Origin of the sequence: Streptomyces sp. HUAS MG91, assembly GCF_040529335.1 — a bacterium.
GTDB lineage: Bacteria > Actinomycetota > Actinomycetes > Streptomycetales > Streptomycetaceae > Streptomyces > Streptomyces tabacisoli.
Map to the genome: position 1 here is coordinate 3,646,826 of NZ_CP159534.1, position 11,327 is coordinate 3,658,152.

The following is an 11,327-nucleotide window of genomic DNA, read 5'->3' on the forward strand; positions in this document are numbered from 1 at the left end:
GGGCTCCGGACGCCTCTTTCTACCACCCGTCTCGCGACCCCGGGTCAGGCGTCCTCGGCCAGCTCCAGCCAGCGCATCTCCAGCTCCTCGCGCTCGGCGACGAGTTCCCGCAGCTCCGCGTCGAGCGTGGCCACCTTGGCGAAGTCCGTCGCGTTGTCCGCGATCTGCGTGTGCAGCTTGGACTCCTTCTGGGAGATCTTGTCCATCTGCCGCTCGATCTTCTGGAGTTCCTTCTTCGCGGCGCGGGTATCGGCCGCGGACGGGCCGGACCTGGCGGCGGGCGCGGCGGCGGCCGGGGCCGGGGCGGCGGCCTCGATCATCCGCTGCCTGCGCTCCAGGTACTCGTCGATGCCGCGCGGCAGCATCCGCAGCGTGCCGTCGCCGAGCAGCGCGAAGGTGTTGTCGGTGGTGCGCTCGATGAAGAACCGGTCGTGGGAGATGACGACCATGGAGCCCGGCCAGCCGTCGAGCAGGTCCTCCAACTGCGTGAGGGTCTCGATGTCCAGGTCGTTCGTCGGCTCGTCGAGGAACAGGACGTTCGGCTCGTCCATGAGCAGGCGCAGCAGTTGCAGCCGGCGGCGCTCACCGCCGGAGAGGTCGCCCACCGGCGTCCACTGCTTCTCCTTGCTGAACCCGAACTGCTCGCACAGCTGGCCCGCGGTCATCTCGCGGCCCTTGCCTAGGTCGACGCGGTCGCGGATCTGCTGCACGGCTTCAAGGACCCGCAGGGTGGCCGGGAGTTCGGTCACGTCCTGCGAGAGGTAGGCGAGCCGGACCGTCTTGCCGACGACGACCTTCCCGGCGGCGGGCTGGTCGTCGCCGTGGCTGGTGGCGGCGTCGGCCAGCGCGCGCAGCAGGGACGTCTTGCCCGCGCCGTTCACCCCGACCAGGCCGACGCGGTCGCCGGGGCCGAGCTGCCAGGTCAGGTGCTTCAGGAGCACCTTGGGCCCGGCCTGGACGGTCACGTCCTCCAGGTCGAAGACGGTCTTGCCGAGCCGGGCGTTGGCGAACTTCATCAGCTCGCTCTTGTCGCGGGGCGGCGGCACGTCGGCGATCAGCTCGTTGGCCGCCTCGATGCGGTAGCGGGGCTTGGAGGTGCGGGCCGGTGCGCCGCGGCGCAGCCAGGCCAGCTCCTTGCGCATCAGGTTCTGCCGCTTGGCCTCCTCGGTCGCGGCGATCCGCTCGCGCTCGGCGCGGGCGAACACGTAGTCCGAGTAGCCGCCCTCGTACTCGTAGACGTCGCCCTTCTGCACGTCCCACATGCGGGTGCAGACCTGGTCGAGGAACCAGCGGTCGTGGGTGACGCAGACGAGGGCGGAGCGGCGGGCCTGGAGGTGACGGGCCAGCCAGGAGATGCCCTCGACGTCCAGGTGGTTCGTGGGCTCGTCGAGGACGATCAGGTCCTGCTCGGCGATGAGCAGCTTGGCCAGCGCGATGCGGCGGCGCTCGCCGCCGGAGAGCGGGCCGATGACGGTGTCGAGGCCCTGCGGGAAGCCCGGCAGGTCGAGCCCGCCGAAGAGGCCGGTGAGCACGTCGCGGATCTTGGCGTTGCCCGCCCACTCGTGGTCTGCGAGGTCGCCGATCACCTCGTGGCGGACGGTGGCCTCGGGGTCGAGGGAGTCGTGCTGGGTGAGCACGCCGAGGGTCAGGCCGCCGCTGTGGGTGACCCGGCCGGTGTCGGCCTCCTCCAGCTTGGCCAGCATGCGGATGAGGGTGGTCTTGCCGTCGCCGTTGCGGCCCACGACGCCGATCCGGTCGCCCTCCTGCACGCCGAGGGAGACGCCGTCGAGGAGGGCACGGGTGCCGTACACCTTGGTGACTGCCTCGACATTGACCAGATTGACTGCCATTTCGCTCCTGCCGCGGGGGTTTCGCCGGGCCCTGGCGGGGTGGGCCCGGCTGTCCAGCGTAGTCGGGAGCACGTCCGCCTCGTCCTGCCGTCCGTCGTGTGCGGCTCCGGTGGGGGCTGGTCGCGCAGTTCCCCGCGCCCCTGGGCGGTTCGTCACGCGCGGCCCGGTGGCCGCTTCCCGCGCAGTTCCCCGCGCCCCTGAAGCGAGCTCCGCTCGCCCAGGGAAGGCGCGCGAAGCGCATGCCTTCAGGGGCGCGGGGAACTGCGCGACCAGCCACGACGGTGGGAAGGGCGCGAGGCGGTCGGGCGGGGCCGGTGGAGGCGGGTCCTGACCAGCGGGGCCATCTCACGGGGGCGGGCCAGGCGCCCGGCGCCGCCGCCGAGCCCGGGCGGCGGCAACGGATGCCCGCGGGCGGCCAACGCCGCGTTCAGACCGAACAGGGCGACCGCCCCGAGCGGCACGGCGGCCCGGCGCAACCGGCGACGTCGACGACCTCGTGGTCTCTGCATGCGGAACAGCGTCCCGCGCCGCCCCCGCGGAGCGGCACCGTGCGCGTACTCAGTTACCGCTGAGTACCGTCGCCCCGGGCGCCGGCGAGCACGCCACCCGCACCGACCGGCACGTCCCCGACGCGGCCAGACCGTCGGCGACACCCCGCGCCGCCGCCTCGTCGGCCGCGAGGAACGCCGTCGTCGGGCCGGAGCCGGAGACCAGCGCGGCCACGGCCCCGGCGGCCGTACCGGCGTCGAGGGTCTCCTTCAGGGACGGGAAGAGGGAGAGCGCGGCGGGCTGGAGGTCGTTGGTGACGGTGGCCGCGAGCCGCTCCACGTCGCCGGTGAGCAGCGCGTCGAGCAGCGCGGGAGCGGCGACGGGCTCGGGCGCCTCGGGGCTGAGCCGGTCGAACTCGCGGTACACGGCCGGGGTGGAGAGCCCCCCGTCGGCGGCGGCGAACACCCACCAGAACTCCCCGCCCACGTCGAGCGGCTGGAGCTTCTCGCCGCGGCCGGTGCCCAGCGCCGCCCCGCCGACCAGGCTGAACGGCACGTCGCTGCCCAGCTCGGCGCAGATGTCGAGGAGTTCGGCGCGGGACGCCCCGGTGCCCCACAGCGCGTCGCACGCCACGAGGGCGCCGGCCGCGTCGGCCGAGCCGCCCGCCATGCCGCCCGCGACGGGGATGTCCTTGGCGATGTGGATACGGACCTTCGGGTCGCCGAGCCCGTGCCGCTCGGCCAGCGCGATCGCGGCGCGGGCGGCGAGGTTCGTCCGGTCCAGGGGGACCTGATCGCTGCCCGGTCCCGTGCAGGTCAGGGTCAGCTCGTCGGCCGGCTCGACGGTCACCTCGTCGTAGAGGCCGACGGCGAGGAAGACGTTGGCCAGGTCGTGGAAGCCGTCGGGGCGGGCGCCGCCGACGGCGAGCTGGACGTTGACCTTGGCGGGGACGCGTACCGTCACACTCACTGCTGCCTGGCCTCCGCGATCCGGGCGAACTCCTCCACCGTCAGTGCCTCGCCGCGCGCCTGCGGGGAGACTCCGGCCGCGACCAGCGCCTCCTCGGCGGCCTGCGCCGATCCGGCCCAGCCGGCGAGCGCGGCGCGCAGCGTCTTGCGGCGCTGGGCGAACGCGGCGTCGACGACGGCGAAGACCTCCGCCTTGGTGGCCGTGGTGGCGACCGGCTCAGTACGGCGCACCAGCGAGACGAGGCCGCTGTCGACGTTCGGCGCGGGCCAGAAGACGTTGCGGCCGATGCTGCCGGCGCGCTTGACGTCGGCGTACCAGTTGGCCTTCACGGAGGGGACGCCGTAGACCTTGTTGCCGGGGCGGGCCGCGAGGCGGTCGGCGACCTCGGCCTGGACCATGACGAGGGTGCGCTCGATGGTCGGGAACGTGTCGAGCATGTGCAGCAGCACCGGCACCGCGACGTTGTACGGCAGGTTCGCGACCAGGGCCGTCGGGGGCGGGCCGGGGAGTTCGGTGACCTGCATCGCGTCGATGTTGACCAGGTCGAAGGCGTCCTTCTTCGCCGGGAGGCGGGCCGCGATGGTCGCCGGGAGCGCCGCCGCGAGGACGTCGTCGATCTCGACCGCCGTGACGTGGCGGGCCGCGTCGAGCAGGGCGAGGGTGAGCGAGCCGAGGCCCGGTCCGACCTCTACGACGTTGTCGTCCCCGGTGACCTCCGCGGTGCGGACGATGCGGCGGACCGTGTTCGCGTCGATCACGAAGTTCTGGCCGCGCTGTTTGGTGGGCCGGACGTTGAGTGCCGCCGCCAGTTCGCGGATGTCGGCCGCGCCGAGCAGGGGGTCTTGAGGCTCTGTGGTGCTCACGGCTCAAGGGTAGCCGTGGGCCCGCCGGGGGTTCTCCCGGTTGCCGTTCGGCTGACGGCCGCAGGCGAACGGACGACCCGGGGCCGCGCCCGGAGGGCTACCCGTGCAGCCTGGGCCCGCAGTGCGGCCAGGGGCTGGCCCCGCGCCGGACATAGAGCTTCTTCGCGCGGTACGTCTGCTCGGCGGCAGGCGCGTCCTGCGGCCGGCCGGAGCCGCCGAGGCTCTGCCAGGTCTGGGTGTCGAACTGGTACAGGCCCCCGTAGGTACCGGTCGAGTCCAGCGCCCCGGGCCGCCCGCCCGACTCACAGGCGGCGAGCCCGGACCAGTTCAGCCCGTCGGCCCCGCCCACGGACGACGGCAACGGCTTGGTGCCGACCTTGACCACCCGGGACCGCGGCTCCCGCACCACCTCGGACTTCGTGCGCCGCGGCTTCTGCTTGACCCCGTTGACGGTGCGCAGCTCGTACGTCACCCGCTTCACCCCCGCCTCCCCGGCCTGCTCGACGACCTCGGTGCCGAGGAACAGCGACGGGTCCCGGGTCCGCTCGACGGCGAACGGGATCGACTCCTCGCGGGTCTCCCTGGTGCCGGTCACCCGCATCACGGTGACCGTCATCCCGTCGCGCGGGAAGCTGCTCGCCGGTACCGAGGTGGTGTCCTGGCCGTGCAGCGTGATCCCGGCCTCGCCGACGGCCTCGCCCACGGTGGCCGCGTTGGTGCGGATGGTGCGGCGCCGCCCGTCGGCCATGACGGTGACGCTGCGCTCGGTGCGTACGGCGAGGTCGAGCCCGTGCCGCCCGATGCTCTGGGAGCGGGACGTGGAGACGTACGCGCCCTCGGCCCGCACCCCGAGCTGCCGCAGCGCCCCGTCGACGGTGTGGGCGGTCGTCCACACCTTGCGGCGCTGCCCGTCGAGGGTGAGCTGCACGGGGCGCCCGTAGTGCACGGTGACCTGGTCGCCGCTGGCCAGGGCGGTGCCCTCGGCGGGGGCGACGAGATCGTGCGCGCCGACCGCGACGCCCTCGTCGGCGAGGAGTTCGGTGACGTCGTCGGCGAAGGTGTGCAGGGTGCGTTCCTTGCCGTCGACGGTGAGCTCGATGGCCTTGTCGTTGGCGACGAACGCCGAGGTGCCGCCCGCGAGGAACGCGACGACGAGGGCCTGCGGCAGCAGCCGGCGCAGCCCGTCGGGGCGCGGGTCGCTCTTCTTGCGGCGGGCGGCCCGGCGCGCGGCGGCCCGCCCGCCGTCGCGTCCGCCGTCGCGCGCCGACTGGCGCGGCAGCCGCGGCTCGTCGGCGGGAGCGGCCGGCGGCTCCGGCTCGGCGGCCGGGGCCGCGTACTCGTAGGCGGGCCGGTACGTGTCGCCGTGACCCGGCGCGTAGGGCTCGTAGGGCTCGTAGGGCTGGTACGAGTCCTGCGGCTCGTACGACGGCTGATACGTCGTCTCGTACGGCGATGTGCTCAACGAGGCTCCAGGCGCTCCAAGGGTCCGGCCCGGTGAGGGCGGATCGGGCGAGCAGAACCTAGCGGAGCATTCCTCACTCTCCAAAGCAGCGCGACTACGCAGTGTCGCGATCATGCCCGAAGGTGAGCGGGTCCGGTCGTTATGGGTCAGTAACCGAAGGCGCGGGCCGTGTTGGCGGAGACCGACGTCGCGAGGGCTTCCTCGGTGACGCCCTTGACCTCGGCCATCGCCCGCAGCGTGACCGGAATGAGATAAGGGGCGTTAGGCCGACCGCGGTACGGGGCCGGGGTCAGGAACGGCGCGTCGGTCTCCACGAGGACCAGTTCCGCCGGCGCCACGGCGAGCGCGTCGCGCAGCGGCTGCGCGTTCTTGAACGTCATGTTGCCCGCGAACGACATGAAGTAGCCGTTGCGCGCGCAGACTTGCGCCATGTCGGCGTCGCCGGAGTAGCAGTGGAAGACGGTGCGCTCGGGGGCGCCCTCCTCCTTCAGGACGCGCAGCACGTCGTCGTGCGCCTCGCGATCGTGGATGACGAGGGCCTTGCCGTGCCGCTTGGCGATCTCGATGTGGGCGCGGAAGGACCTCTCCTGGGCGGCCTTGCCCTCCGGTCCCGTACGGAAGTAGTCGAGGCCCGTCTCGCCGACGCCCTTGACCTGCGGCAGCGCGGCGAGCCGGTCGATCTCGGCGAGCGCCTCGTCGAGCCCGGCGTCGCCGAGCGGCGCGCGGGCGCCCTGCCGGGACCAGCCGTCGGGATCGCCGTGGACGATGCGGGGCGCCTCGTTGGGGTGCAGGGCGACGGTGGCGTGCACGGCGGCGTGGGCCGCCGCCGTCTCGGCCGCCCAGCGGGAGCCCGCCAGGTCGCAGCCGACCTGCACCGCGGTCGTCACCCCCACCGAGGCCGCCTTGGCGAGGGCCTCCTCCACGGTGCCCGCCTGCATGTCCAGGTGGGTGTGGGAGTCGGCGACCTCGACCGCGAGCGGTGCGGGCAGCGGTGGCGGGGTGACGTCCTTGGCACGATCGGGGCTCATGCCCCCGATCCTACGAAGCCCCGGCTAGGAAGCCTTCGGGCCGTCCTTGCGGTGGTGGCTGAAGGGGTGCAGGAGGTCGGACAGGTGCCAGTGGTGGTGGGCGTCGGGCTCGGTGCCCTGCTCGGGGACCTCGACGGGTCCGGCGGGCGGCGGGGTGTTCCGGCGCTGCATCACGTCCCGCACGGACGACACACGGCCGGACCGCATGATCCGTACGACGTGACCGCCGCAGTTCAGGCAGGTGGGGCTGCTCAGTGGCGACGGCACCCGCTCACCGTTCGCCACGTACATCACGAACTCCGCACCCTCGCCGTCGATGTGGTGCTCTATCTCGTAAGACTGCTCCCAGCCGTGCCCGCAGCGCATGCAGGCGAACGCATACGCCTCGTGGACGACGGATATCGCCGCGTCACGGCTCGTCACCGGGTGCGCGGGTGTACTGGTGGCCGTCTTGGAGGCCGCGAACTCGCTCATGCCAGCTCCTCTTGTCCGCTGGACAAGCGCTGCCCGGGGGCAGCGTGGGGACGGGTGCGTCCCTTCAACCAGTGGACGCCCGCGCCGGGCAGAGCGCAAAAGACCTGTCGACTGTTGGAGCCGATTTGGCACTTCCCTGCCGTACCGGCCCTGTGACCCGGTCTTCGCTTTGCTTTCCGGGTCCGTCCTTTACGCCCCTATGGGGTGCTCCGATTGGCATTCTTTGCCGCGACCACGGCATCGAAGACGACCCGCTTGGGTAGCCCCGCATCGGTCGCGACCGCCGCGATGGCCTCCTTGCGCCGCTCCCCCGCCTCCTCGCGCACCCGCACCCTGCGTACCAGCTCATCGGGGGTGAGATCGGCGGCGGACTTCTCCGGGGCGCCCTCCACGACGACCGTGATCTCGCCGCGCACGCCGTCGGCGGCCCACTCCGCGAGGTCCTTCAGGGGGCCGCGCTTGATCTCCTCGTAGGTCTTGGTCAGCTCGCGGCAGACGGCGGCCCTGCGCTCGCCGCCGAACGCCTCGACCATCGCGGCGAGGGTGTCGTCGAGGCGGTGCGGGGCCTCGAAGTACACGAGGGTGCGTCGTTCTTCGGCCACTTCTTTGAGGCGCGAAAGGCGCTCTCCGGCCTTGCGCGGCAGGAAGCCCTCGAAGCAGAACCGGTCGACGGGCAGCCCGGACAGGGCCAGGGCGGTGAGCACGGCGGACGGGCCGGGGACCGCAGTGACCCGGATGCCGCGCTCCACGGCCGCCGCGACCAGGCGGTAGCCCGGGTCGGACACCGACGGCATCCCGGCGTCGGTCACGAGCAGCACCCGGGCGCCGCCCGCCAGCGCCTCGACCAGCTCGGGCGTGCGCGCGCTCTCGTTGCCCTCGAAGTACGACACGACGCGCCCGCCGACCTGTGCCCCGAGCGCCTGTGCGAGCCGCTTCATGCGGCGGGTGTCCTCGGCGGCGACGACATCGGCGACGGCCAGCTCCTGGGCGAGCCGCGGCGGGGCGTCCGAGACGGCCCCGATGGGCGTCCCGGCCAGCACGAGCGTCCCGGCCTGCGCCCCGGCGTCCGGCCCCGTGGGCGTTCCGGTTGAATCTGCGGTTCCTGTCACGGTTCCATCCTCGCAGGGACGGCGGACGTGACTCGCACAGCGCTGTTCCTCCACGCCCACGGGACTCGCACAGCGCGGTTCCCTACGATGGCGCGGTGACCAGTACCTCGTCGTCGGCCAAGGCGAACGCGACCAGTCCCCCGCCGGACCAGGCCTCCCTGGCGGCCCCGCAGGCCTCGGCGTGGCTGCGTGGTCTGCGCAGGTTCGGCTACCGGGGCCCGGAGGCGGAAGGGGGCGCGGAGGCCAGAGACGGCGCCGTCAGCGAGCGCCTCGTGCCGTCGTACCCCGCGCCGTCGTCGCGGCTGTGGGCGTCGTTCGGGCTCAGCCGGTTCACCGCCGGTCAGCTGTCCCGGCTCGTGGGCTGGGGCGGCCCGCTGCTCGTCACGCTCGTCGCGGGGCTGCTGCGTTTCTGGAATCTCGGCAGCCCGAAAGCCGTGATATTCGACGAGACGTATTACGCCAAGGACGCGTGGGCGCTCATCCACCGCGGATTCGAGGTGAATTGGCCCAAGGACGCCAATGACCTGATCCTGAAGAACAATGGCGATATCCCGCTGCCGACCGATGCCTCGTACGTCGTGCATCCGCCGGTCGGCAAGTACGTCATCGGGATCGGCGAATGGCTGTTCGGATTCGATCCGTTCGGCTGGCGGTTCATGACGGCGCTGCTCGGCACCCTGTGCGTGCTGATGGTGTGCCGGATCGGCCGCCGCATCTTCCGCTCGACGTTCCTCGGCTGCCTCGCCGGGGTGCTGCTCACGGTGGACGGGCTGGCGTTCGTGATGAGCCGCACCGCGCTGCTCGACTCGGTGCTGGTGTTCTTCGTGGTGGCGGCCTTCGGCTGCCTGGTCGTCGACCGGGACCGGACCCGGGAACGGATGGCGGCGGCGCTGCCGGTGGACGAGTACGGCCTGGTCCGCCCCGACGCGCACATCGCGGAGACGCTGCGCCTGGGCCGGCGCCCGTGGCGGCTGCTCGCCGGGCTCTGCCTGGGCCTGGCCGCCGGCACGAAGTGGAACGGCTTCATCTACGTGGCCTTCTTCGCCGTGCTGACGGTGCTGTGGGACGTCGGTACGCGCCGGGTGGCGGGCGCCGAACGCCCGTATCTCGCCGTGCTCAAGCACGATGTGTTCCCGGCGTTCCTCGTCACGGTTCCGGTCGCGGTCGCCACGTATCTGCTGTCCTGGCTCGGCTGGATCCTCTCCCCCGACGACGGCACCGGCGGCTACTTCCGCGACTGGGCGGTGACCGCGGGCAAGGGCGGCCACTTCACCTGGCTGCCCGACTGGGTGCGCAGCCTGTGGCACTACGAGCACGAGGTCTGGAACTTCAACACCCACCTGACCTCCGCGCACACCTACCAGTCCAACCCGTGGAGCTGGATGGTCGACGGCCGCCCGGTCTCGTACTTCTACGAGTCACCGGCGGCGGGCCAGGACGGCTATCCGGCGGACGCGACGGAGAAGTGCGCCCGCGAGGTCCTCGCCCTCGGCACCCCGCTGCTGTGGTGGGCGGCCTGCTTCGCCGTGCTCTTCCTGCTGTGGCGCTGGCTGTTCAGGCGCGACTGGCGGGCGGGCGCGATCGCGTGCGCCATCGCCGCGGGCTACCTCCCCTGGTTCAACTACCAGGAGCGGACGATCTTCTACTTCTACGCGGTCGTCTTCGCGCCGTTCCTCTGCCTGGCGCTGGCGATGATGCTGGGCGGGATCATCGGCAGGCCGGGTTCGAGCGAACGCCGCCGCATGGTCGGGGCGGCGAGCGCCGGCGTGCTCGTCCTGCTGATCGTGTGGAACTTCGTGTACTTCTGGCCGATCTACACGGGCACCGCGATCCCGATCGACTCGTGGCGGTCGCGGATGTGGCTCGACACGTGGGTGTAGTGGCCCTCGCCGCTACACCGGAGCGGAGAAGTTGATCCGGGTTTCCGTGTTCCGGTAGCCGGCGCGGGCGAACGCCTGCGCCATCGGGCGGTTGCCGAGATCGGTCGTGGCCGTGACGCGGTCCGCGCCCTCCGCGGCCTGGAAGCGGGTGATGGCGGCGAGGATCTCCGACACGTAGCCGCGGCCGCGCAGTTCCGGGACCACGCCGAGGTAGCCGACGTTGCGGTGGTACGGGGTGGCCGAGGGGATCGCCAGGCCGGCCAGGGCGCCGTCCGGGGTGTGCGCGAGGCGCCACCACTCGCGCCTTCCGGGCCGGTCGAGGTAGAACCGCAGGCTTTCGCGGGCGGCGGCCTCCCGGCCGCTCGCCGCCTCGCTCTCCACGGTCTGAGCGTCGAGCGTGCCCTCGGCGACCCGCGTCATCGCGTCGAGGAAGACCTCGTCGTCCGGCTCCGGGGAGAACACCAGCCGTTCGGGCTCCGCGGGCAGCGGCTCCGCGGGCGTCCACTCGAACTGGAGCCGCTCCACCTCGACGCTCAGCCCCGCGCGGCGGGCGGCCTCCCGGCGCCAGGCCACGGCGGCGGCACACCCGGGGTCGTCGCGCCACGCGCCGGGCAGGCGGAGGAGGTTGTACAGCGGCGGGGCCTGTGCGCCCGCCTCGGCGAAGGCCCGGTGTCCCGCTTCGAGGAGCGCCGCGGCCAGCGCGGCGCGCTCGGCGAGCGGCACCTCGTCGGCGGTCGCGAGACAGTCCAGCGCGAGCGGGTGCGCGCTGTCGCTCTGCCCCCACCACAGGGCGCGGGCCAGCACCCTGCCGTCCCGGTCCCGGGCGGCCCAGGTCCACTCCGGACGGTACTGCCGCTGGGCGGCCTCCTCCCGGTACGCGTCGGCGGACAGCCGCCACACGGGCTCGGACGAGGCCAGGGCGAGGACGTCGTCCAGTTCCGTACCGGGTCCCGGCACGGAGGAAAAACGAGGAGCAGAGGTGCTCGGCAAGGTCATTCAGTCGCCTTTCGGGCGCGAGGAGCGCCTTTCGGGCGCGAGGAGTCGATCACGGAAGGCGATCGGCGGTGATCCTGTCAGGGGGGCCTGCGCAGGACAACGGGATTAACCGCCGCCACACGTTCACGGATATGACCGGACACTCAGGTCCAGACCACATTCGGCCGTATTTGTGATCACTCTTCGGACACCTTCGGACACCAACTG

General features: G+C 72.6%; 9 protein-coding genes. 1 reads left to right on the forward strand and 8 read right to left on the reverse strand.

The annotated features are described in order from the left end of the window. Positions 1 to 44: 44 nt before the first annotated feature. The 7 genes from ABII15_RS16445 to rsmI all read right to left on the reverse strand — a co-directional run bounded on the left by ABII15_RS16445 (position 45) and on the right by rsmI (position 8,244). Complete coding sequence (locus tag ABII15_RS16445) at positions 45 to 1,850, reverse strand: ABC-F family ATP-binding cassette domain-containing protein (protein WP_353943075.1); 1,806 nt, start codon at positions 1,848 to 1,850, stop codon at positions 45 to 47. A 558-nt stretch (positions 1,851 to 2,408) separates the two neighbouring features. Beyond that, a complete protein-coding gene (locus ABII15_RS16450) occupies positions 2,409 to 3,308 on the reverse strand; it encodes a 4-(cytidine 5'-diphospho)-2-C-methyl-D-erythritol kinase (protein WP_353943076.1) in 900 nt (299 codons plus the stop codon). Then, on the reverse strand, positions 3,305 to 4,171 hold the full coding sequence (gene rsmA, locus ABII15_RS16455; RefSeq protein ID WP_353943077.1) for a 16S rRNA (adenine(1518)-N(6)/adenine(1519)-N(6))-dimethyltransferase RsmA: 867 nt from the start codon (positions 4,169 to 4,171) through the stop codon (positions 3,305 to 3,307). Before rsmA ends, ABII15_RS16450 begins: the two co-directional genes overlap by 4 nt. Positions 4,172 to 4,268: 97 nt before the next feature. Next, positions 4,269 to 5,633, reverse strand: a complete 1,365-nt coding sequence (locus ABII15_RS16460) for a ubiquitin-like domain-containing protein (RefSeq protein ID WP_353943078.1) — start codon at positions 5,631 to 5,633, stop codon at positions 4,269 to 4,271. Between the two features lie 146 nt (positions 5,634 to 5,779). Beyond that, positions 5,780 to 6,661, reverse strand: coding sequence for a TatD family hydrolase (locus ABII15_RS16465; protein WP_353943079.1), 882 nt, complete (start codon positions 6,659 to 6,661; stop codon positions 5,780 to 5,782). A 24-nt stretch (positions 6,662 to 6,685) separates the two neighbouring features. Next, on the reverse strand, positions 6,686 to 7,135 hold the full coding sequence (locus tag ABII15_RS16470) for a hypothetical protein (protein ID WP_353943080.1): 450 nt from the start codon (positions 7,133 to 7,135) through the stop codon (positions 6,686 to 6,688). A 197-nt stretch (positions 7,136 to 7,332) separates the two neighbouring features. Next, positions 7,333 to 8,244: a 16S rRNA (cytidine(1402)-2'-O)-methyltransferase gene (rsmI, locus tag ABII15_RS16475; protein ID WP_353943081.1), complete on the reverse strand. Its 912-nt coding sequence runs from the start codon at positions 8,242 to 8,244 to the stop codon at positions 7,333 to 7,335. A 158-nt stretch (positions 8,245 to 8,402) separates the two neighbouring features. Between rsmI and ABII15_RS16480 the strand changes: the two genes are divergently transcribed. Further along, complete coding sequence (locus ABII15_RS16480) at positions 8,403 to 10,124, forward strand: phospholipid carrier-dependent glycosyltransferase (protein WP_353947084.1); 1,722 nt, start codon at positions 8,403 to 8,405, stop codon at positions 10,122 to 10,124. Positions 10,125 to 10,136: 12 nt separating this feature from the next. On the opposite strand, the gene ABII15_RS16485 is transcribed toward ABII15_RS16480, so the two are convergent. Next, entirely contained in the window at positions 10,137 to 11,081 is a 945-nt protein-coding gene (locus ABII15_RS16485) for a GNAT family N-acetyltransferase (RefSeq protein ID WP_353943082.1), read from the reverse strand. Positions 11,082 to 11,327 lie beyond the last annotated feature (246 nt).